The organism is Porphyrobacter sp. YT40 (assembly GCF_006542605.1).
Taxonomy (GTDB): domain Bacteria; phylum Pseudomonadota; class Alphaproteobacteria; order Sphingomonadales; family Sphingomonadaceae; genus Erythrobacter.
In genome coordinates this window covers 1,360,820-1,379,807 of sequence record NZ_CP041222.1, presented here as the reverse complement: position 1 = coordinate 1,379,807, position 18,988 = coordinate 1,360,820, and the positions used below count along the sequence as shown (strand labels likewise).

General features: G+C 64.8%; 28 protein-coding genes. 2 read left to right on the top strand and 26 right to left on the bottom strand.

Annotation, left to right across the window (positions count from 1 at the left end):
* Window positions 1–539: 539 nt before the first annotated feature.
* From E2E27_RS06505 to E2E27_RS06410, 26 genes are all read right to left on the bottom strand, one after another.
* Window positions 540–2,186: a PepSY domain-containing protein gene (locus tag E2E27_RS06505; protein WP_141458213.1), complete on the bottom strand. Its 1,647-nt coding sequence runs from the start codon at window positions 2,184–2,186 to the stop codon at window positions 540–542.
* 11 nt (window positions 2,187–2,197) lie between these two features.
* Entirely contained in the window at window positions 2,198–4,339 is a 2,142-nt protein-coding gene (locus tag E2E27_RS06500) for a TonB-dependent receptor family protein (RefSeq protein ID WP_234036219.1), read from the bottom strand.
* A gap of 128 nt (window positions 4,340–4,467) precedes the next feature.
* Window positions 4,468–4,884: a DUF2946 family protein gene (locus E2E27_RS06495; protein WP_141458212.1), complete on the bottom strand. Its 417-nt coding sequence runs from the start codon at window positions 4,882–4,884 to the stop codon at window positions 4,468–4,470.
* Window positions 4,885–5,185: 301 nt separating this feature from the next.
* A complete protein-coding gene (locus tag E2E27_RS06490) occupies window positions 5,186–6,418 on the bottom strand; it encodes a tyrosine-type recombinase/integrase (RefSeq protein ID WP_141461632.1) in 1,233 nt (410 codons plus the stop codon).
* A gap of 253 nt (window positions 6,419–6,671) precedes the next feature.
* The gene (locus E2E27_RS06485; protein WP_141458211.1) at window positions 6,672–8,270 is read right to left on the bottom strand and encodes a recombinase family protein; all 1,599 of its coding nucleotides are present in this window, start codon (window positions 8,268–8,270) and stop codon (window positions 6,672–6,674) included.
* Between the two features lie 99 nt (window positions 8,271–8,369).
* A complete protein-coding gene (locus E2E27_RS18690; RefSeq protein ID WP_181443608.1) occupies window positions 8,370–8,537 on the bottom strand; it encodes a hypothetical protein in 168 nt (55 codons plus the stop codon).
* Window positions 8,537–9,046, bottom strand: a complete 510-nt coding sequence (locus E2E27_RS06480; RefSeq protein ID WP_141458210.1) for an ASCH domain-containing protein — start codon at window positions 9,044–9,046, stop codon at window positions 8,537–8,539. Before E2E27_RS06480 ends, E2E27_RS18690 begins: the two co-directional genes overlap by 1 nt.
* The gene (locus E2E27_RS06475) at window positions 9,043–9,768 is read right to left on the bottom strand and encodes a DNA methyltransferase (protein ID WP_141458209.1); all 726 of its coding nucleotides are present in this window, start codon (window positions 9,766–9,768) and stop codon (window positions 9,043–9,045) included. Before E2E27_RS06475 ends, E2E27_RS06480 begins: the two co-directional genes overlap by 4 nt.
* Complete coding sequence (locus E2E27_RS06470) at window positions 9,765–10,013, bottom strand: hypothetical protein (RefSeq protein WP_141458208.1); 249 nt, start codon at window positions 10,011–10,013, stop codon at window positions 9,765–9,767. Before E2E27_RS06470 ends, E2E27_RS06475 begins: the two co-directional genes overlap by 4 nt.
* Window positions 10,010–10,438 (bottom strand): HNH endonuclease signature motif containing protein, encoded by a 429-nt coding sequence (locus E2E27_RS06465; RefSeq protein ID WP_234036218.1) that lies wholly within the window; start codon window positions 10,436–10,438, stop codon window positions 10,010–10,012. The genes E2E27_RS06470 and E2E27_RS06465 overlap by 4 nt, the downstream gene beginning before the upstream one ends.
* A gap of 182 nt (window positions 10,439–10,620) precedes the next feature.
* Window positions 10,621–10,917, bottom strand: a complete 297-nt coding sequence (locus E2E27_RS06460; protein WP_141458207.1) for a hypothetical protein — start codon at window positions 10,915–10,917, stop codon at window positions 10,621–10,623.
* 75 nt (window positions 10,918–10,992) lie between these two features.
* Window positions 10,993–11,124, bottom strand: a complete 132-nt coding sequence (locus E2E27_RS19185; protein ID WP_286172851.1) for a hypothetical protein — start codon at window positions 11,122–11,124, stop codon at window positions 10,993–10,995.
* Window positions 11,121–11,285 carry a hypothetical protein gene (locus tag E2E27_RS18685; RefSeq protein ID WP_181443607.1) on the bottom strand — a complete coding sequence of 55 codons (165 nt, stop codon included), beginning with the start codon at window positions 11,283–11,285 and terminating at the stop codon, window positions 11,121–11,123. The genes E2E27_RS19185 and E2E27_RS18685 overlap by 4 nt, the downstream gene beginning before the upstream one ends.
* The gene (locus E2E27_RS06455; RefSeq protein WP_141458206.1) at window positions 11,282–11,551 is read right to left on the bottom strand and encodes a hypothetical protein; all 270 of its coding nucleotides are present in this window, start codon (window positions 11,549–11,551) and stop codon (window positions 11,282–11,284) included. The genes E2E27_RS18685 and E2E27_RS06455 overlap by 4 nt, the downstream gene beginning before the upstream one ends.
* On the bottom strand, window positions 11,548–11,775 hold the full coding sequence (locus tag E2E27_RS06450; RefSeq protein ID WP_141458205.1) for a hypothetical protein: 228 nt from the start codon (window positions 11,773–11,775) through the stop codon (window positions 11,548–11,550). The genes E2E27_RS06455 and E2E27_RS06450 overlap by 4 nt, the downstream gene beginning before the upstream one ends.
* A complete protein-coding gene (locus E2E27_RS06445; RefSeq protein WP_141458204.1) occupies window positions 11,772–11,990 on the bottom strand; it encodes a hypothetical protein in 219 nt (72 codons plus the stop codon). The genes E2E27_RS06450 and E2E27_RS06445 overlap by 4 nt, the downstream gene beginning before the upstream one ends.
* A gap of 29 nt (window positions 11,991–12,019) precedes the next feature.
* On the bottom strand, window positions 12,020–12,343 hold the full coding sequence (locus E2E27_RS06440) for a hypothetical protein (protein WP_141458203.1): 324 nt from the start codon (window positions 12,341–12,343) through the stop codon (window positions 12,020–12,022).
* A complete protein-coding gene (locus tag E2E27_RS18680; RefSeq protein ID WP_181443606.1) occupies window positions 12,340–12,489 on the bottom strand; it encodes a hypothetical protein in 150 nt (49 codons plus the stop codon). Before E2E27_RS18680 ends, E2E27_RS06440 begins: the two co-directional genes overlap by 4 nt.
* A gap of 18 nt (window positions 12,490–12,507) precedes the next feature.
* Window positions 12,508–12,666: a hypothetical protein gene (locus E2E27_RS18675; protein ID WP_181443605.1), complete on the bottom strand. Its 159-nt coding sequence runs from the start codon at window positions 12,664–12,666 to the stop codon at window positions 12,508–12,510.
* Window positions 12,659–13,210 carry a hypothetical protein gene (locus tag E2E27_RS06435; RefSeq protein WP_141458202.1) on the bottom strand — a complete coding sequence of 184 codons (552 nt, stop codon included), beginning with the start codon at window positions 13,208–13,210 and terminating at the stop codon, window positions 12,659–12,661. Before E2E27_RS06435 ends, E2E27_RS18675 begins: the two co-directional genes overlap by 8 nt.
* The gene (locus E2E27_RS06430) at window positions 13,207–15,864 is read right to left on the bottom strand and encodes an ATP-binding protein (RefSeq protein ID WP_141458201.1); all 2,658 of its coding nucleotides are present in this window, start codon (window positions 15,862–15,864) and stop codon (window positions 13,207–13,209) included. The genes E2E27_RS06435 and E2E27_RS06430 overlap by 4 nt, the downstream gene beginning before the upstream one ends.
* Complete coding sequence (locus E2E27_RS06425; RefSeq protein ID WP_141458200.1) at window positions 15,861–16,208, bottom strand: hypothetical protein; 348 nt, start codon at window positions 16,206–16,208, stop codon at window positions 15,861–15,863. Before E2E27_RS06425 ends, E2E27_RS06430 begins: the two co-directional genes overlap by 4 nt.
* On the bottom strand, window positions 16,205–16,486 hold the full coding sequence (locus E2E27_RS06420; RefSeq protein WP_141458199.1) for a hypothetical protein: 282 nt from the start codon (window positions 16,484–16,486) through the stop codon (window positions 16,205–16,207). Before E2E27_RS06420 ends, E2E27_RS06425 begins: the two co-directional genes overlap by 4 nt.
* Window positions 16,483–16,614, bottom strand: coding sequence for a hypothetical protein (locus E2E27_RS19180; protein ID WP_286172850.1), 132 nt, complete (start codon window positions 16,612–16,614; stop codon window positions 16,483–16,485). The genes E2E27_RS06420 and E2E27_RS19180 overlap by 4 nt, the downstream gene beginning before the upstream one ends.
* 72 nt (window positions 16,615–16,686) lie before the next feature.
* Window positions 16,687–17,049, bottom strand: a complete 363-nt coding sequence (locus tag E2E27_RS06415; protein WP_181443604.1) for an ogr/Delta-like zinc finger family protein — start codon at window positions 17,047–17,049, stop codon at window positions 16,687–16,689.
* A 315-nt stretch (window positions 17,050–17,364) separates the two neighbouring features.
* Window positions 17,365–17,667, bottom strand: coding sequence for a transcriptional regulator (locus E2E27_RS06410; RefSeq protein WP_141458197.1), 303 nt, complete (start codon window positions 17,665–17,667; stop codon window positions 17,365–17,367).
* A gap of 25 nt (window positions 17,668–17,692) precedes the next feature.
* Between E2E27_RS06410 and E2E27_RS06405 the strand changes: the two genes are divergently transcribed.
* Both E2E27_RS06405 and E2E27_RS06400 read left to right on the top strand, forming a co-directional pair.
* Window positions 17,693–18,424, top strand: coding sequence for an XRE family transcriptional regulator (locus tag E2E27_RS06405; protein WP_141458196.1), 732 nt, complete (start codon window positions 17,693–17,695; stop codon window positions 18,422–18,424).
* Window positions 18,425–18,438: 14 nt separating this feature from the next.
* Window positions 18,439–18,846, top strand: coding sequence for an OB-fold protein (locus E2E27_RS06400; RefSeq protein ID WP_181443603.1), 408 nt, complete (start codon window positions 18,439–18,441; stop codon window positions 18,844–18,846).
* Window positions 18,847–18,988 lie beyond the last annotated feature (142 nt).

Below are 18,988 nucleotides of genomic sequence, written 5' to 3'. Positions count from 1 at the left end.
GCATATAGGCAAAGCCAGAAACGCCAGATGCATGACAGGGCCATTTTCCGGTCCGGGGCTGGCAGTGTGGAACATACACACCCTACGCGACGGATCGCAGCATCTATTGCTGAGAATCGTTCTTTTAAATCAATCCTGTAGCGAGGGCTCTCTAGCAATGGCAACATGCCAATCAATTCTGATTGCCAGCCGTAGCGCCACCCGGATCTGATTGAAACGCCAGCAATGTTTTGAAATCTAGACGGTCTTCTCCGGGGTGATCGCCATTCATTTTCGATCTGCCCGAACCACACAGGAGTGGCGGGAACAGCACAAAATCGCGGGTCCAGCCAAGCAATTTCGCACAACCATAGCGATAAAGAACCCTTCCTTTCCCTGATATCCATCAATCACCGGCCGTGAGCGGGTCAGAACTGCGACGCAAAAGCGGACTTGCGGCTTTGCTCTGATCCTAAAAAATTCCTGGCATTCTAAGTGCGACCCCGATGCCGCCATTCGCATAGGACCGTTGCGAATGGCGGCAGACCGGGTGCGGCGTCTCATTTCTGGGCGAATGCAGTGCCTGATTGTTCATCCGGCCTCTGCCCATGGCGGCTTGCGCGAAGGCGGCGGACCAGGTCCATCCGTAGCCCCAGCACCGCCATGAACCCGATGAGGGCAATGGCGAACACGCCCACGATCACGTTCTGTGTGAGCCGACCGACCGGGAACAGGAAGTTCCACTTGTGGATGAAGCTGAACACGAGACGCTCAGGCTTCTCCCCGTCTGCCACCCGGTCGACCAGCACGCCTGTGCCGGTATCGACGAACAAGCTGGCCTTCACCGGTTCGGCATAGTCCACCCGCCAGACCGGCAGGCGCTTGTTGCGGAAGTCGTATTCGTGGCTGAAGCGCGTGATCAGTTCCACGCCCGTCACCGCACTGTCCGGCGCGCCGGTGAAGCGGCGGGCGATGGCGCGGGCAATATCCCTGTCGCCTGAGGTCACGACGTTACCGGTCGCCGCGTCGAGATAGATCGCCGGGCCATCGGGCTTGATCCCGGCAAAACGTGCCTCGCGGATTTCCGCGTCGGTTGAAGGGGTCTTCGCCTGTGCCGCCATCATCGCCGCGTGGTCGTGGCCTGCCATGCCATGATCCGCCGCTGCCATGGCGGGGCCGTGGTCATGCTCTCCGCCACCCATAGCGCCTTTGGGCGGGGCAAGGCCGATACGGTAGAGTGGCTGCCCCTCAGCCCCCTCGACCAGCGCGACAGAGGCGATGTCGCGTCCCTTGGCGATCAGCGCCCAGTCGGCCTCGATCGGCCACTTGCCGCTCGCGACATTGACGGGCTTGCCCATCTTGAGCTGGCTGACGGGAGGCACCAGCGCCGACTGGATCAGGTGGTAGATGCCCGAGGCGGAGAACATGATCAGCGGCAGAGCGAGCACATAGCCCGTAATCCGGTGCCAGCCCCGCGCGCCCGGCAGGCGCTTCTTGCGCCGCACCGTCACCAGCATGGCGATGCCGGTCAGGCCGAGCGCCAGCAGGCTCCCGACCATCAGAGCGATCACAACCACCCTGAGCCAGTCCATCCCCGGCGGCACCCACTCCCAGGTGTGGAGCGCCCGGAACACCGATTGCAGGCGGGTCTTGGTGGTGTTGTTCACCGCCGCGAGGCTCGAGGTTTCGGTGTGGACATAGGCGGTGAGGCCGTCATCGCCTGCGAATTCCAGCTTCCATACCGGCAGCAGGCGATTGACCCAGGGGTAGTCGGCATCGAACTCGGTCTGGAGCCGGGCCGAGCTGATTGCCCGGTCGGTAGCGAGATAGTGGCGGGCGAGGAACTCGGCTTGCGCCCGGTCGCCGCCGGTCACTTCGCTGCCGTCGGCGGGACGGAAATAGCGGCGCGCGCCGTCCGCTGCCGGGGTGACCTGCCACAGCACTTCGCCGCCCGGGGCAGGGACGGTCTTGACCGCCACCGCCTCGGCGATGCCCTTTTTGGCAAGGGTTTGTGCGATCGGCCGCGCCCCTTCGAGCGCGACCGTGGCAACAGGCGGCATGAACTCCGCCTGCTGCGGGCCGAACAGCACCATGGCGATATGGGTGAGGCCGCTGAGGCCCCACACCAGCAGACTGATCCCGCCGATCAACCCCAGCCATTGATGCTTGGAATATGACCAGCGCGCGGTCTTGGTCTTTGCGCTCATCGCCGCCTCCCTCAGAACCGCGCGCGCAGGCCGCCGAACACGGCGCGCCCTTGCCCGGGGGTGTAGATCGCCTCGTTGGTGAGGCGCTGGTTGGCGTTGGTGGTGACGTTCGAGATGAACACCGTGTCAAACAGGTTCTCGACCGACCCGAACAGTTCGATCCCCTCGGTCAGCATGACCCCGGCGGTGATCTGGACAGTCTCGTAACCGGGCGCCCGTTCGGTGTTGGCATAGTCCGCCCACGGGCCGTCGGGGATCCAGCGCAGGGTGGTGGAGAGGTAGAACCGATCCACCTGGTCGAACCGCGCCTCGGCAATCAGCACATGGCGTGGCACCCCGGCGAGTTGGTTGTCGCCATAGACCGCGTCATCATCGAAAGTGAAGTCGTTGAAGGTATAGGCCGCGCTCAGCCGCAGGGCCTGACCGTTCTTCTCCAGCGCCGCCTTGAAGGGCCGCACATCGAGCCCGAATTCGAGGCCCTGATGGATGGTGCGGTCGCCATTGGTGGTAACGGTAATCAGCCCACGCGCGCCCGGCACGGCAAGGTCGAGGAACTCGTTCTCCAGCTCCGCCCGGTAAAGCGCGATGTCCCACGAGACGATCCCTGCCTGCCCGCGCGTGCCGACTTCGAACACGGTCGCGCGCTGGGGATCGAGCGGGGCGAAGGGGAAGGCCCCGCCGCTGGTGAGGTCGGCAAGGCTAGGGGCTTCGAAGCTGCGGCTGATGTTGCCGAAGAACTGGATGTCCTCGGCTGCATCCACCAGCAGGCCGACACGCGGGTTGAACTGGTCATATTCGCCCCGGCCCGTCACCGCATTGAGGATCGCGGTCACGTCGCGGGTGGCTCGGGCATATTGCCCGCCGGCGATCAGCGTGACGGCGTCGGTCAGGCCGAGATCGGCCTGGCCATAGACCGTCAGCGTGTCCGAGTCCTGATCCGACCGGGTGCGCAGCGCCCCGCGCGCGCCCGAATTGTTGGCGAAGGTCTTCGCGTCATTCGTCGAGTAGGCATAGATTGCGCCCACCTGCCAGCGGCTCTGATCGGCGAGGAAGGGGAGGCTGCCGGACAGGCGGGTCGAAACGCCGACCTCGTCCTCGCCCTGCACGATGATCCCGGCAAAGCGGGTGATCGCATGATCGAGATTGCGACGGGCATACCATGCACCGAACTCAAGATCGGCCGAGCCGAGTTCGATGACGGTGAGGTTCGACACGCGGTAAACATCGAGGTTGCGGTCCCAGTCGTCGGCGACCGGGCCGGGGTCGAGCAGGGTCACCGGTCCGCCCGGAAAGAACGGCCCCGCCGTCACCGGCCGGCCCGCCGCGCGCGGATTGGCGAGCGCGTCGGCAAGGCGCAAGGATCCCGCCAGCTCGAAATTGTCCGACAGCGCGGTGACATAGAAGCGCGTCTCGATATTGTCCGACACCCGCCAACCGAGGTTGCCGTGGCCATAGATGCTGCGCACCTCGCTGTGTTCGCGGTAGCCGTCGCTGGTGAGGCCGGTGATCCCGCCCCAATAATCGACATCGCCGCTCTTGCCGGAAAGCGAAGCATTGCCGCGGAAGGTGGAGAAGCTGCCACCCTCGGCGCGCAGGGCGACAGGCGCGCGGGCGGTGCGCCCGGTCGGGCTGACGATGTTCACCGCCCCGCCGAGCGATGCCGCGCCGAAGCGCAGACCGTTGGCGCCCTTGAACACCTCCATGTAGCGGATGGTGAGCGGGTCGACCTCCTGAAACTCGGTCGCGCCCGATGCGCGGCTGATCGGCACCCCGTCGCGCAGGACGGTGAGGCCGCGACGCTCGAAGCTCGAATTGAGGCCCGATCCGCGGATCGAGATACGGCTTTCGCGCTGGGCGCTGGTGTCGGCGAAGACGCCGGGGGTCAGCTCCAGCACGTCGCCGATCGATTGGGCGAAGATGTCGGCAAAGCCTTCGTCCTCGACGAGGCCCGTCGCCCCGGGGACGCGTTCGAGCTCCTGTCGGGCAGCCTCAGGCGCGGGCGCGGTCGGCGTGCCTTGCAGGCTGGCGGTGACGATGATTTCGTCTTGCCGCTGGCCGATCCCCTGCGCCTGAAGCGGGGCTTTGAAAGCGCCAGTCGTTGCGGCAAGCATGGTCGCGCCCAACAAAGCGCGCTTCATAGTGTTAATTTGCATGATGTATCTCAATTTCCGTCGGCGCGCGCCTGTGATGCGGCGCAGCGCCATTGACCCTGCCTCGGCGGGTCAGTGAGCGAAGTGGCTTTACGCGCCGCGGTCAAACACCCGCGCGCAGAGCCTTGCGATCAGACGGAAAGGGAAGGCGGCCCGCGCAGGGGCGGGCGCAGGAAATGAATGTCGCGGGCAGGCGGCGCCCGGAGCGGCGCAAGCCCAACCAGCAGGATGAACGCCAGTGCCGCCGCCAGCAGCACCGGATCGGCCCCGCCCAATGCGGCATGGCCAAGCCCAGAGAAGGCACAAGGCTGAGACTTGTCTGCCGCCTCGGAATGATCGCTCTTCCCGTCGTCCTTCATCGGGATAGCGATCCGCATCTGCTTCGGCGTGCCGCTGGCATCCGCGCAGATCGTCACCGTCAGGAAACGCTCGCCATTGGACGAGATCATGTAGCCTGCTGGCACCAGCGCCTTGACCGCCAGGGCAAGCACCACGAGCGCCAGCGAGAGCCGGGCATAACCGTGAGTCAAGGCGCGAAGGCTGAACATTGCGGGCGCGCCTCTAGCTCAGGGAAATCGCGATGTCACCGTGTAGCATTGGTGAGACACTACCGAACAGGAAGGAGCCATTCGGCTTCGACCCGCTTGCGGTCAACAGAAAGTGCCCCGCCAACGCAGTGACGGCTTTTATCGGAACCAGACGCTCGATGGAATGGGCTCGAACGACCGTCTCTGGGTCGGCAGCTGCCTTTGCTGTTGCGATTGACAATTCGCCAAAGCAGGTTGCACCTTATCGATGCTTCCGAACACATCCCCGATCACCACAAGCTTTTCGATAGTTCGTCACAGCTTAGCCCGAATTCCGATCAGCCAGCCGCACCACATCCCCGCCCTTGCGCAGCTGGTCCAGATGATCGCTCCACCATTGCGCCATCGCCACTCGTTCGTGCCAATGGGCGCCCCGGTGATAGGCTGCGCGCACCTTGTCGGTGTCGCCATGCGCAAGCGCGCGCTCGATCGCATCGGGGTTCCACTTGCCGCTTTCGTTCAGCAACGTGGAGGCCATAGCGCGGAAGCCGTGCGCGGTCATTTCATCGGTGGCATAGCCCAGTCGCCGCAGACCGGCGTTAATCGTATTCTCGCTCATCTGGCGCGCGCGGGTGCGGACGGACGGGAACACGTAGCCGGTCGGCCCCGTCACCGCCCTTACTTGCCGGAACAGCTCCACGGTTTGCCGCGATAGGGGGACATGGTGCGGCTTGCGCATCTTCATCTTGTTCGCCGGGATGATCCAGAGCGCCCCGTCCAGATCAATCTCGCTCCACTCGGCATGGCGCAGCTCGCCGGGGCGGACGAAAACGTGCGGGGCAATCTGCAAGGCCAGCTTGGTAATGCCGCTGCCCTCGTAATCATCGATCGCGCGCAGCAAGTCGCCAACCTTCTTGGGATCGGTGATCGCCCCGTAATGCGTCACCGTGGGAGCGGTAAGTGCGCCGCGCAAATCTCGGGTAGGGTCCGACGCAAGCCGCGCGGTGGCAACAGTATAGCGGAACACCGCACCAGCCAATTGCAGGCTGCGCCGCGCGCTTTCGAGCTTCCCCTTACCTTCGATCCGGCGAATGGCTGTCAGGACGTCCATGGGCTCGATTTCGCCGATAGGCAGGTGGCCGATCGAACCGCACACCAGTGACAGCAGATATTCGCTACGGGTGGCGGTGGCCGGTGCCCAGCCCTTCTGCCCAACCCGTCGCCGCTTCTGGCAAAATTCATCGCTGATCGCCTTGAAAGTGTCGGCAGCCTGAATGCAAGAGAGCAGCTTGTCGCGCCGCTTCTCTCTCGACGGGTCTTTGCGGAGAGCGATCATTTCGCGGGCTTCCTCGCGGCGGCGGCGCGCTTCGCCCAAACTGATTTCGGGGTAGGCCTCAATCGCCAGCAGCTTTTCGCGCCCATCGATCCGATATTTCAGCCGCCAGAGCTTGCCCCAGGCTGGGGTGATCAGCAAGTGCATCCCGCCCCCGTCCGCCAGTTTGATGGGCTTGGCACCGGGCTTGGCCTTGCGGATCGCAACATCTGTCAGCGCCATAGTAGCATCCAGCCTTTCCGGGATTTGCCCCCGCGATACCCCCAAGCCTGGGGGTATCGAGTTAGCCGCTTTGGCTAGAACCCCCAGCCATACCCCCATTCGCCACCGGTTAAATGCGGAAACGAGTGAACGCTTGCGGCACGATATCCGCTGAATACCTTGGATTTTAGGGGGGTTGTCCAGACGCATATGGATGCCGATGGACGGGGAAGTGGAGCGGGTGAAGGGAACTGGGCTTTAGAGTAAGTGGGTATCATGCCCGCTTTGAGGACGCGGGTTCGATTCCTGATTTCTCGCCTGTCGCGAGTTCGACGATCGCGCTGAGGCGGCCTTCGACCTTGACCGTCACGCCCCGGCCGCGCGGGTTTGGGGACAGCGTCACGTGATCGATCAGTTCCCGCAGAACGGGGATCGCCGCCTCTCTGGCGGCGGGATCGGCCAAGGCGATGCGCAGGTCTGTGACCTGCCTGCGGTAATCCTCGGCGATGGCGGGGTGCAGGGCGATGACGCGCAGCGCGTCGACCTCGGCCAACTGGGCGGCGGTGCGGTCGCGCTCGATGCGGGCGGTGCGAAGGGCATCGCGCAGCTCGGCGAATTCGCTGCCGCCTTCGGCGATCACCTGCACCAGGCGCTCGACCTTGGCCGTGGCGGACTGCAGCTGGCGCTCTAGCGTGGCGCGGCGCTGGCGGGCCGATCGCGCGCGGCGGGTGTATTCCTCGTGATATTCGCGCACGTAGGTCGCGACGACATCGGGATCCAGCAGGTGCTGTTGAAGGCCGGCCAGCGTCTCGCGCTCGTAGCTCTCGGTGCTGATCGTGCGGTTGTTGGTACAGGTGCCGCCGTCGCGACGGGATCCGCAGGACCAGAAGCGGCCGGTGCTGATGTTCCACGCCCCGCCGCAGGTACCGCAGCGGCCGAGGCCGGACAGGATGTGGCGGGGGCGGCGAGCCTTGACCGGGGCGGCGGCGGTGCGGTTGCGCTCGAGCTCGGTTTGCACCGCTTCCCACAGGGCATCGTCGATGATGCGCAGCGCGGGCACGGCCTCGATGATCCAGGCGCTTTCGGGATTGGGGCGGATGCGGGTGGTGCGGGTGACGGGTTCGATCACCTTGCTGGTGCGGTTGTGGACCAGCTCGCCGATGTAGAGCCGGTTCGAGAGCATGCCGTTGCCGCGCGTGCGATCGGGGCGGATGGTGCTGGCGCGCCAGCTGCTGCCACGCGGGCCGGGGATGCCTTCGGCGTTGAGCTGGCGCGCGATGGCGACCGGGCTTCTGCCCGCAGCGTATTCAGTGAAGATGCGGCGAACGATCGCGGCTTGCGCCTCATCGATCTCGCGCAGGCCGCGCACAGCCCTGCCCCCTTCGTCGATCCGGTTGGCAAGGCGGTAGCCAAAGGCGAGGCCTGCCGGGCTGCGGCCCTGCCGCACGGTGCCCGCCTGCCCGCGCTTGATGTTGTGGCGCAGCTCGACCCGCTGCTGTTCATCGAGCAGGCCCTTGATCGCGCCCTTGAAACTATCGATCTCGCCATCGCCGAGGGTGAAGAGGCGCGCGCCGTAGAAGTTCAAGCGCTCCCGGATGTGGTGCGCATCGCCCTGATTGCGGGCGAGCCTGCTGGTGGTGTCGATCAGAACCTGTTCGATATCGCCCTGCTCGACCCGGGCGAGCATCGCAGCGAGGCCTGGGCGCTGGCTTTCATCGGTGCCCGCCCCGCCGCCGATCGCATAGTCGGTGAAGACGTCGATCACGGGCCAGCCTTCGGCGCTGGCATGATCGCGGCACACGCCGATCTGCTGGTCGATCGACCGGCTATTCTGAAGCTGGCTGGAGTATCGGGCGTAGATCAGGGTTCGCATCGGTCGATTCGCTTTCCCGCAAGCGGGCTATGTCCCGCGCCACGGCCGCGCGCGCAAGCACCTTCGCCAGTTCGAAGATGGCAGGGGGTGGCGGCGGCTTCACGGCGCGGCCTTCCTGACCGCGTAGCGCGAGACGATATGCTGCTCGCCATCCTCGAATTCGATGCGGCAGCTGTTCATGGTGCCGCGCGCAAGGATGCGGCAGCGCTGCCCCTTGCGGTGGGGCAGCGTCGATCGCCAGTACCAGATGCGATCGAACGTCGACATCAATCCACCAGCTGCTCAGGGGTTGGCCAGTTCCATAGGCCTTGAGAACCGCGCATGGGGATGGGTTCTGGCCATGCTTCGATGTCGAGCATCGGCCAGCCCCAGTTGGAGTGCTGATCCCGGTCACTGTCGTTGGCGCGGGTGACGCCGAATTCCTCGGCGATCTCGGTTCCCAAGCGGGGCTCACCTATGACAGCAGTGCCGATGCCGGCCGCCATTGGGAGAGGCGCTTGGCCCCTCATCCATGCTCGCTCCAGTATAGGCAGGGCCAGATCGAAGTTTAGACAGGACTGCGCGGCAAAGGCGGCATAGACGTCGCTATCGTTCCGATCGTGCAAGACTGTGTAAAGCCATGCTGCCTCTTCGACATCGATCTTCCGCGCGGCGGCGTGGATCACGATGCGCTGGCCGATGATCGAGGCGGGCGGGCGCCAGCCCCGGAATTCATAGGGCTTGGCCCCAGCGATGATCAGGCTTGCCCACGGCTGCCAGATGGTGAGAGCTTTCATTGTGCGGTTCCTTCCATGGCTGCCGCGATGCGGCGGCAGGCGGTTTCGAAGTGGGTGGGGTTCTGCTCGATCCCGACGAAGGTCTTGCCTGCCTTGACGGCGGCAACGCCGGTCGAGCCGGTGCCCATGAAGGGATCGCAGATGCTCTCGCCCGCGACATTGCGGATGATTTTGTCCATCACGGCGTCGGGCTTCACGGTGGCGTGGCCGAACTTCGCCTTGCCGCGCACCGAGTAGGCATCGACCGTCCGGGCCTTGTCGGCGAGGTCGCCCTGCGGGTGGTAGCCCTTTGACCAGCAGTGCGCGTAGAATTCGGAATCTGGCCGGTAGTGCTTGTTGGCGACGGGCTGCGGGTTCTTCTTTCGCCACATGCAGAGAGCGAACCTCTCGAAGTTGCCATCGAGATAGGGCAGCAGCTTCGCGAGCTGGTCGTTGTGGCAGAAGACCACGACAGCGCCGCATAGAAGGGGGTTGATGATCGCGTGATCGAAGCCCTTGTGCAGCTGCTCATCTATGATCTGATCCATGCCGCCGCGCGCTTTGCGATAGTGACCGCCCCCTTCGGCGCGAAACTCATAGGGCGGATCCATGACGTCGGCGTCGAACCAGCCCAGCGTAGGCCGGATGGCGTAGGCATCGCCGCGGTACAGGGTGACACGGTTGCCGATCCGGGCGACGGTCGTGTCACCGGCAGGGCTGGCGGGGTCGAAGCCGAGGATCATTGGATGCCTGCCCGCTGCAGCCAATCGGTGAGCCGCGCTTCGATCGCGGCCTTGGCGTCGTCGATTGTCGGGTAGGTATGCCAGCTCGCGACGTACTCAACCGCATCAAGATTGAACACGCCGCGAGCCCTCTTGCCACCATGGCCACCTTGGGGCGCAGAAACGCGGCCGACGATGATCTCGCCAAGGTAGAGGGCCTCGACATTACACCATGGGCGCCATTCGATCGGAAGTTGTGCGCTCATGCTTCACCGCCCTTCGCTGCCGCGCGACGCTTCGTCTTGGCAGTGTGCTTGAGCTTGGCGGTGGCGAGCACCAGCGGCTTCAATTCGTCCGGGGCCTTATCATAGGGCAGCGCCCAGCGCCCGCTGAGGCGGGGCAGCAGGGCGCGGGGAATGCACATCCAGTTCGAAGGATCTGAGTTCTGCCGGTTGCCGTCGCGCGACTTCAGGCAGTGCCCGTCCGGGAGGGGGCCGTTCTTCTGTTCCCAGAGGTACTTGTGTTTGAGCACGAAGCGGTGCTCGAACCCGGTGTGCGGGTTGGTCTCGGGGATGCAGAGATAGACATAGCCATCCTTCGCCGACACATATTCGTCGCCGGGCTTCCGGGTGTTGTGCGGTCGCTGCCCCGGCTTGAACCGGGTGCGCGCCGAGTTGGCGTTGAAGGGCATCTTCTTGCCCTTGTTCGCCGGGGTCTGCCCCTTGGTGAAGCACCCGGTGCGCCCGGTCTTCCAGCCCCTGCGGGTGCACAGCGCCTTGATGTTGTCGAAGCTGACATCGGTCCGGCCGAAGTGCGCGACGAACGCCGCGTGAAGATCCCGCCGCGGCAGTTCGGCGCGCGCTTCGAGCCAGGTCAGTTCTTCGGGTCGGTAGCGGAGCGCTCGTCCCTTGCCGGGCCGGGCAGCGCCGTTGCCTGTTCCGTCCCGCCGATCGCCGGCAGCATCTTGGCGAAGCGGTCGCCGTGGTTGGCGATCAGCTGCGCGGCCTTCAGCTGGGTGTTGGCGATCTCCAAGATCTGGTCCGAGAGGTCGACGATCGCGTCGGCGCGCTGGCATTCCTGCTCGATCTGCTCGGCGGTGAGCCCCTCTTCCGAGAGCCGTTCGAGCTGGGCGAAAAGGTGATTGTTCAGATCCGGAAGCTTGTTCTTCATGTGCGGTCTCCTGTGCGAGTTGGCGGCGGACGGACGCCCGGTAGAGGGCGCCGCGCGAGGTGACGGGCGAGCGGGTCATGGGCGCGCACTCCCGAAGTTGAGTTCGAGGATGAGGCCGAGCCATTCGAGGGCGATCGAGCGGCCGGCGTAATCGTGCAGGCCGTCGTGCTGACCGGACCAGCGGGCGATGGTGAGGCGGGGGATCATGCGAGTTCGATCCTTGCTGTGGCGAAGTCGGCGCAGCCTGCCTGCTGTGCGGCGAGATCAAGGGCGTCGGCGTACTGGATGCCGTCTCTGCGCTTCAGCTGCTTGGCGAGGCGCTTGACGCCTTCGATGGTTCTGGGGCGGAGCTGATCGAGATCGGTCACTGGCCGTACCCCATCGCCTGGAGGGCCTTGCCGACCAGGTGCCAGACGTGGAGATCGAGGCGGCGGTGGCCTTCGACCTTGCCTTCGCGGGTGACGCTTTCGGTGAACATCGAGCGGTCGAGGTCTTCGCCTGACCGGCCGCGGTAGGTGCGGCAGCGGTAATCGCCGACCTTCTCGGTCCCGCCGATGTTGTCGATCATCATGCGGGCCAGCTCGGTTTTCTGGCCGTCGATCGCGGAGTGGAGTTCGACGCGGACGATGATCATGCCGCACCTGCCTTGGCGATCGCGGCTTTCACAGCATCACGATCAAGCCAGAGTATAAGACCCAGTTTCTCAGTCCCATTGGTCGGGTGAAGCCGCTTATCGGTCCCGAAGGTGATCGTGGTGCCTTTGCGGTGATGATAGTCGGCAGCGATCAGACAGCTATCGAGGTTCTGAAACTCGACGTTGTCATCGCCGATGGCGAGGATGAGTTCGGACATCTTCATGCCGCGCCGCCTTGCGGCTTCGGGGCCGCGGGCTGGGGCTCGTAGGGTTCGCCGCAGAACGGGCAGAACGATGCGACAGCGATCACTGGCCCCTTCCTGACCCGCTTTTCGATCTTCTCGGTTTCAATATGTGGGCGGGTGAACGTGCTGCCGTCCCTCTTCCAACCAAAGGTCAGACCGAGCTTGGTGTTATGATCCGCCAGCTTGGCGTTCATCTGGTCGATGCAATCACAGGGCATTGCGGTTACTCCTGCCGAAGGGTGTTGATGGTGGTGATCGCCATGGCGGCGGCGAGTTCGAGGTGGCGGATCGCCCGGTCGCGATCGGTGCCCGGGTTGCGCAGTTCGACCAGCGCGTCGCAGACCAGATTGAAGGTCTCCTCACACAGGCCCTGTCCCGCGCGGTGCGGGGGGATGAAGCGGGTGATACGCTTTTCGACCAGAGCGGCGCGGGCGGCGATGATGCCGCGCAAGGCCTCGGCGTCCTCGGCGAAGACCCGGACATGCTCGACGTCGAGCGACATGGCGGCATGACTGCCGATGCGCAGGGTGGGGAGCGGGCGGCTCATGCGGCCCGCCGCTGGCGCTTGGCGCTCACGCAATCGTCACAGACCGGCTTGCCGTCGCGGCCGATCTGCCAGCCCGAAGGTGTGGCGGTGGTGGGGCTGGTGTGCTGCTTTCCGCAGCTGCATTCGAAGGTGTAGCTCTGTTGCATCGGACAAACTCCCTTGGGTCAGGCGGAAAAGGCGATCGCGAAGGAACCCGCGACGATCAGGACGATGACGACGATCTCGGGCCAGGTGACGGGCCGTCCCTTGGCCAGCAGCGGGTCGCAGCGGGGGCAGGCGCAGTCGGCCGGGTGGATCGGCTGCTCGCGGTTGAAGTCAGGCACGGGCGGGTTCTCCCTTTGTGGCGCGGACCTCGGCCCGCAGTTCGTGGGTGAGGCGGGCGAGCGCGATGGTCCGGCGCCCGGGTTCGAGGTGCCAGCGCAGGGCGATCACGCGGTTCGCCTGATCATCGAGCTGTTCGGAAAAGCCGCCGTGCTGGGCGGCGTAAGCGGCGATGCGGCCGATCGCGGCATCGAGCGCGTCGCGCCGGGCCTGTTCGCTGCCGGTGTCGGCGGGCTGGCCTTCCCCGTCGCAGATGAATTCCCAGTCGCGCACCAGATCGGCAAAGGCGCGCAGCTCGCGCGCGGCCTCATCGGGGCACAGCTTCCCGGCGGCGATGCGCTGGGGGAAGGATGCGCGCCGGCTGTCGAGCATCGACTGCGCCATGTTGCGCAGTTCCTCATGGTCCCGCCATGCAGGGGGCGGTTCGGGCAGGATGATCGCGGGGCGACCTTCGGCAGGCCAGCGGCGTTCCTGCGGCCCGACCGCTTCGTTGTTCGAAGGCGCGGACCAGCGGCCCGTGGGACGGGAGGCAAAGGCCGGGCTCATGGCTGGAATTCCTGTTCGACAGGCCGCTGGAAGACGAAGCACCACTGCGGGCTGCCCTTGGGCGGGTTGACCTTGCGGTAGGCGATGAACTTGCGGGATTTGCTGGTCGGCAGCAGGCGCTTCACACCATCGCTGGGCGGGACAAGGTTGGCCTTGCGGCACCGCGCCTCGAAATCGGGCCAATTGATCGCGACAAGGTTTTCCGCCTTGCGGCTGCGGTTGACACTGTCGCCGGCGTCCTCTGCATCGGCCGCCTCGAAGCGCAGCAGGTGTTCGAACTTCTCCCAAAAGTCGGCCACCAGCGGGTGATCCCCGCCTGCCGATTGTTGGCGATCGAGCGCCATGCGATCGACCTCCTCGATGGCCTGCTTCACCCAGTCCTGCTGGCAAGCGGGGAACAGCTTGGGCAGGGTTTCGAGCGCGGCGGCGAGCTGGCTGTGGCACTTGATCGGGCGCGCGTTGGTGAGGCCGTCTACGCGCTTTCCCATTTCGCGGTCGTGGTGCTGGAACCGGTCGAAGAAGAACTTCAGCCAATCCGCTTCCTGCCGGACGACATGGACCAGCGTGCCGCTGACTTCCTCCATCGGCCAGCTTTCCAGCTTCAATGCGGATTCGCGGCTGCCATCGCTCCACAGCGATTTGTCGATCCGCATCGACATGAGCCGTTCGAGAACCGCCGGGTCGCCATCGATCCGTTCGTTCTGCATGAGGTAGATCGTGCCGAGGAACGGGGCTTCGTCGGTTTCGAACCCATCGGTCTTCTTGCCGATCGACCGAGCAGAGCGCCCGTTGAACAGCACCAACAGCTCGTTGTAATCGAACTGCTTGGCGTGGTTCTCCCGGCCTTCGGCGCGCTTGCCTTCGATCAGGCCCACCGGCAGGTTGCTGACCTTGGCGAGCGAGCGGGCGAGCGCCGCGCGTGTCGCCTTGTTGGGATCGAAGCCTTCGTATCCGGCGCGGCCGGTCAGCTTCCACAGGAACTCGATCAGGGTGGATTTGCCGGATCCCGGGGGGCCAGTGATCTCAAGGAACCCGAGCGACTTGTGCCGCTTGCGGATCTGAACCGCGAAAAGCGACATGACGAAGAAGCTGAGCACGATCAGCCCGCGCGGGCCAAACCCCTGCCAGACATGCGGCAGCCAGTCGAAGGCGATCTGGTCCGGGTCGTACTCGATATCGAGCATCCGCTCGCTGCTGCGCAGCTTGAGCGCCCGTGAGCCAACGTCGAAGTAGTCCTCGGCGTTCACCTTGATCGTGCGGCCCTGGTGAACGGCGAGGTCCGGGAACAGCCAGCAGCCGGGATCTTCGACGTAACCGATCGAACGGATCGGCTCGACCACCTTCAGCCGCCGGGTCTGGTTCTTGATGATCCGGTCGAGCTGTTCCGAAGATCCGGTCCACATCCCCGCGAAGGCGAGCAGCCGCTTCTTGAATTCGGCGGCGTTGGCGCAGGCGGACGATGAGAAGCGCGCCTTCACCGGGCGGCTATCGTAGGGGAAGTCGATCCGCAGGAAGTAGTGGGTTTCGTCCGCCGCTTCGTCCCGCTCGCGGTAGAGCAAGCGGAAGGCGCAGTTGCAGATCTCGTGGTAGTCGATTTTGCGCGAGCCGTCTTCGTCGGTGGTGACCTTGACCCAGAAGATGCGGTTGTCGTGCCGCATGTCGAAGCTGGACAGCGCGCGCGCCCCCGCGCTCGCCCGGTCGACGATCAGCTTCGCCTTTTCGTAAGGCGTCTCGGCGATCGTGATCGCGCCGTTGTGCAGGTATTCGGCGAGCATCTCTGGGCCGAGCGGCGCCTTGTCCGCATCCCCCTTCCAGTTGCTTTGGCGCAGCCAGAGATCATTCCAGTCGAGCTTCTCGCCCTCGCCATCGGGGCGCACCTGGGCAGCGGTGGCTTCCCACCCTTCGTGGCGCGCGCGGGCGACGAATTTGCGGGTGTAGCTGACCCCTGCCGGGCCAACGTCGAAGGCGAACACCAGCCTTGGCCGCTTGGTGATCCCCAGATCCTGAAGGGTCTGGGCGAGCTGGGAGAGGAACTTGTCCGGCCAGACATTGCAGCTCATCGCCGACACCGAAGCGAGGCCGGCCGATGTCAGTCCGGTACAATCGAAGATGCCTTCGGCGATCCATATATCGTCCGCGCTGGCGAGGGTTTCGAAGGTGGTGCCATTGGGCATCCAGCAATGCCCGGACCAGCTGCCGCCCTTCTTGAAGTGGGCCTTCTTGCCAAACCGCCCTGGCCGATCGATGATGCGTTCCCAGTAGGAACCGCCGATCGGGAAACGCACTGTCGCGCCGGTCTGGCCGGTATCGAAATCGCGGTAGAGTTCCTGCGAATAGAGGCCGCGCAGCAGCGCCAGATCCAGCCCGCGCTCGTGATACAGGTAAGCATCGGCGGTGGCGTTGGGGTTTTCGCGGGTCGGTGGCTGGCGCTTCGACCAGTCTTCGAACAGATCGGGCAGCAGGTTGCGGACGCTGTCTTCCCACCCGCAATTGTCGGCCCGGTTACAGCGCACGATCTTGGGTTCGCTGGCCGCGCAGAAGGCTTCCTTCCGTCCGCACTGGGGGCACTTGCCCTCGCGCAGCCAGCCCTTGGTGTTCTTCTTGAACTGGAACTTGGCTTGGAGGCCTTTGATGATGTCGTCTTGCAAGCTCACTGGCTGAGGGTCTCCCCGCGCCCTACCGCTGCGCTACTTGAGGGCGTGCGCGCCAGCTCCCGCACATTTTCCTCGAGCCAGCGATTGGCCTGCTGGCGCATGCCTTCGCGCTGGTTGCGGAGCTGCTCGAGCTTGGCGGCAATGCGATCGGCGTGTTCCTGCGGCGGCAGCTTGCCGACCACGAAATCACACGCGATACGCCTCCTGCTGGCAGACCAGCGGCGGCGCAGCGGATCGAACGGGAAGCCGGTCAGGTGCCGGTCTTTGACCAGATCGACCTTCGCGACCAGAAAGCGGTCGCCATCGCGGTAAAGGACGCGGTCTCCGGGACGGTAAGCGGTCATTGGCACACCGCCAGACGGATGAAGTGCAGCGGCCCACCATCCGGTGCGCGGGGGACAGGCAGGGGCTGCAACACCTGCAGCTTGCGCTGGCGGGAATGCAGGGAGCGGCGCAGCCTGCCCTGATCGATCAGGCTCCCGATCGCGCCCGCCACTGTCATGGTGTCGCCGGCAAACTGCACCTCGGCGACCTCGGCGGTCGAAGGGCAGCGCCCGTGCTTGAGTTCGAAGCCGGTGATGAAGCGCAGCACGTCGGCTTCAACTGTGCGCAGGCAGGTCATCGCACCACCGCGTCGATAAGGTGGCCGACCATTGCGCCCGCGAGCAGCAGGCCGGGCGCAAGCCACACCAAGGCGGAGGCTTCGGGCCGGGGCCGTGCAGGCCGGTGATATCGGATCGGAAAGGTCAAAGCGTCCCCCTTGCGGCAATCGCAGCCGCGCCAAGTCTTCGGTGGTGGTGGGTGGTTCCGGCCGGGGCCGGGTCAGTCGAACAGGCTGTCCTGCCCCTCTGGCCCGTCCCGACTGGGCGGGCGCACGTGCACCAGCTCGCTCTTGGGGCAGACCGGAAGGTCGAGATCGGGGCGCTCGATGTTGCCGGGCGCCAGCGTGTGAACGAAGACGATGTCAGCCCGCCAAGTGTGTCCGCAGGCGCTGTCGGTGCAGTGCACCGTCATTTGCGTGACGGTGGGCGTCGGTCGGTCGGAGCGGCGGATCATCCCCGGCGCATCGCATTTAGGGCAGCGCACGAAGCACCCGTCGCCGCCGCGCTTGCCGCCGGGCTGCAGCCGGAACTTCAGCGGCGCTTCGACCATGGGCCGGTTGATGGTGGGGGCGCGATCAGCCATGGCCACCGCCCGGAATAGCTCCAGCTTCCATGACATTCGCAGGGACTATCTGACACCCCTTGGGGCCCCGCTTGCTGCTGCCGCTGTCATGGCTTCGCACCGTCGCTGGTTGGGCGGTGTCGCAATGCCCCCAGGGGGAAGGCGAATTCTGGGTTGCCGTTAACACCCGCAGGAACTGGCTGTGCCGGAACGGGGCGCGCCCCGATGAAGGCTCGCCTTCCAGTGCCCCGCCATGCAAGGCCTGCAACTGGGCGAATCCACGCCCGAGCGATGATGCAGGTTGAGACGAGAGGGATGATGCGGGCGCGTTCATGGTCAGGCGCTCCGAGCGATCTGGTGACGCGAACCAGCGTGCCGATCGACGCCGGTGAAGCGGGTGCCGACGTGGCGGTCGATCATGACCTCACGCGGGTAGATGTCCGGGCGCAGATCGTGGCGCGACACGCCGGTCGCAGCCTCGATCTTCAGGACGAACTCAGCAGGGACACGCTTGGATGATTGCACCCACTTCCACACCGCCGTGGTCGAGACACCCGCGATCCGGGCGAGCTCCGCCTGAGAACCCACCTTGTCGAGGGCCTGTTGGAGCGCTTCAAACTGGGTTTTTCTGTCAACCATATTTGCTATTTGGCAACCTAGGTTGATGATGTCAACAACGATTCTTGACTTTCCTCCTTCAACTGCGGTTGCGAAGGTCGTCCGCATGACGGTGGGAGAGCGAATCCAAGAGCGGATTGATGCCATCGGCATCAGTCAGGCCGCTATTGCGCGGGAGATTGGGGTCAGCCCGCAAGCGGTGAGCAAAATGGTACGGGGCGATACGCACCAACCACAGCGTCTTTACCAACTCGCGCGCGCACTGAAGACGACGCCTGAATACCTGCTTGGCGAAACCGATGATCCGTTGCCACCGCTCGGTGAAAAGCAGCTCGCCTGGCGCGGCCCGCCCAGCGAATTGCCGGATGGCACGGTCATGATCCCGCAGCTCGACATCGGCTATTCGATGGGCGGCGGCACCGTGTTCGAGGAATATGCTCAAACCGCGCTGATTCCTTTCCCCCGCGAATGGCTGCGCCCGCTGATTGGTGGCACCTTCGGCGATCTGTTCGTTGCTAGGGGAGAGGGCGACAGCATGATGCCCACGATCCTCGACAGCGACGTCGTGATCATCGACACCGCCCAGAAGACCATCGTCAAACAGGACCGGCTCTGGTGCCTGAATTACGGCGAGCTCGGGATGATCAAGCGGGTCCGCATGCAGCCGGATGGTGGCGCGCTGATCATCAGCGACAACCCCGCGGTCGAGAACTTCACCGCCTATGACGGCGAGGTGCAAGCGATCGGGCGGGTGATCTGGATTGGTCGTAGAGTCTAACAGGAGGAATGAATATGCGGTCGCTTTCAATTCTTGGGATCTTAGTTGGCCTGGCAGCGTGCGGCGAGGTGTCGCAGGACGCGGCGGTAGATCCGAATGTCCCGCCGATTGAAGTCACTTCGGTCGATCTTGCGAAGGCCTTCGAAGCGAATGAGGTCGCTGCCAAGCAAACGTACGGCGCGGCCCCGCTTCTGGTGTCGGGCAAAGTGGCCGGGATCACCCTCGACTTGATGGACAAGCCGGTGGTGCAACTTCCCGGTGTAAACGATTTCCAGCAGGTTCAGGCCAGCTTTGCAGGCGATGCCACGGCTGCAACCGCGCAGCTTCAGAAGGGGCAGGATATTGTCCTGCTGTGCGAGAGCGTGAGCGAGGTGATCGGCTCCCCGATGCTCGACGGCTGCACGATACAGCCCGGCGGCTAAGTCCCGTCAACGCCCAACGCCGAAGAAAGGATGCGCCGCACGGCTTCGGGCCGTGTCGGCGCATCTTCCTGTCGGACACACCATTCATCGAGGGCGTCGAGCAGCGGACGTTGGAGCCTGACGCGCACCGGCTCGCTGTCCA

Excerpts from the sequence above, each read along its gene's own strand:
- E2E27_RS06505 (WP_141458213.1), bottom strand. The coding sequence starts at position 2,186 with ATGAGCGCAAAGACCAAGACCGCGCGCTGGTCATATTCCAAGCATCAA.
- E2E27_RS06500 (WP_234036219.1), bottom strand. The coding sequence starts at position 4,339 with ATGCAAATTAACACTATGAAGCGCGCTTTGTTGGGCGCGACCATGCTT.
- E2E27_RS06495 (WP_141458212.1), bottom strand. The coding sequence starts at position 4,884 with ATGTTCAGCCTTCGCGCCTTGACTCACGGTTATGCCCGGCTCTCGCTG.
- E2E27_RS06490 (WP_141461632.1), bottom strand. The coding sequence starts at position 6,418 with ATGGCGCTGACAGATGTTGCGATCCGCAAGGCCAAGCCCGGTGCCAAG.
- E2E27_RS06485 (WP_141458211.1), bottom strand. The coding sequence starts at position 8,270 with ATGCGAACCCTGATCTACGCCCGATACTCCAGCCAGCTTCAGAATAGC.
- E2E27_RS18690 (WP_181443608.1), bottom strand. The coding sequence starts at position 8,537 with ATGTCGACGTTCGATCGCATCTGGTACTGGCGATCGACGCTGCCCCAC.
- E2E27_RS06480 (WP_141458210.1), bottom strand. The coding sequence starts at position 9,046 with ATGAAAGCTCTCACCATCTGGCAGCCGTGGGCAAGCCTGATCATCGCT.
- E2E27_RS06475 (WP_141458209.1), bottom strand. The coding sequence starts at position 9,768 with ATGATCCTCGGCTTCGACCCCGCCAGCCCTGCCGGTGACACGACCGTC.
- E2E27_RS06470 (WP_141458208.1), bottom strand. The coding sequence starts at position 10,013 with ATGAGCGCACAACTTCCGATCGAATGGCGCCCATGGTGTAATGTCGAG.
- E2E27_RS06465 (WP_234036218.1), bottom strand. The coding sequence starts at position 10,438 with ATGCCCTTCAACGCCAACTCGGCGCGCACCCGGTTCAAGCCGGGGCAG.
- E2E27_RS06460 (WP_141458207.1), bottom strand. The coding sequence starts at position 10,917 with ATGAAGAACAAGCTTCCGGATCTGAACAATCACCTTTTCGCCCAGCTC.
- E2E27_RS19185 (WP_286172851.1), bottom strand. The coding sequence starts at position 11,124 with ATGATCCCCCGCCTCACCATCGCCCGCTGGTCCGGTCAGCACGACGGC.
- E2E27_RS06455 (WP_141458206.1), bottom strand. The coding sequence starts at position 11,551 with ATGATCATCGTCCGCGTCGAACTCCACTCCGCGATCGACGGCCAGAAA.
- E2E27_RS06450 (WP_141458205.1), bottom strand. The coding sequence starts at position 11,775 with ATGAAGATGTCCGAACTCATCCTCGCCATCGGCGATGACAACGTCGAG.
- E2E27_RS06445 (WP_141458204.1), bottom strand. The coding sequence starts at position 11,990 with ATGAACGCCAAGCTGGCGGATCATAACACCAAGCTCGGTCTGACCTTT.
- E2E27_RS06440 (WP_141458203.1), bottom strand. The coding sequence starts at position 12,343 with ATGAGCCGCCCGCTCCCCACCCTGCGCATCGGCAGTCATGCCGCCATG.
- E2E27_RS18680 (WP_181443606.1), bottom strand. The coding sequence starts at position 12,489 with ATGCAACAGAGCTACACCTTCGAATGCAGCTGCGGAAAGCAGCACACC.
- E2E27_RS06435 (WP_141458202.1), bottom strand. The coding sequence starts at position 13,210 with ATGAGCCCGGCCTTTGCCTCCCGTCCCACGGGCCGCTGGTCCGCGCCT.
- E2E27_RS06425 (WP_141458200.1), bottom strand. The coding sequence starts at position 16,208 with ATGACCGCTTACCGTCCCGGAGACCGCGTCCTTTACCGCGATGGCGAC.
- E2E27_RS06420 (WP_141458199.1), bottom strand. The coding sequence starts at position 16,486 with ATGACCTGCCTGCGCACAGTTGAAGCCGACGTGCTGCGCTTCATCACC.
- E2E27_RS06415 (WP_181443604.1), bottom strand. The coding sequence starts at position 17,049 with ATGGCTGATCGCGCCCCCACCATCAACCGGCCCATGGTCGAAGCGCCG.
- E2E27_RS06410 (WP_141458197.1), bottom strand. The coding sequence starts at position 17,667 with ATGGTTGACAGAAAAACCCAGTTTGAAGCGCTCCAACAGGCCCTCGAC.
- E2E27_RS06405 (WP_141458196.1), top strand. The coding sequence starts at position 17,693 with ATGATGTCAACAACGATTCTTGACTTTCCTCCTTCAACTGCGGTTGCG.
- E2E27_RS06400 (WP_181443603.1), top strand. The coding sequence starts at position 18,439 with ATGCGGTCGCTTTCAATTCTTGGGATCTTAGTTGGCCTGGCAGCGTGC.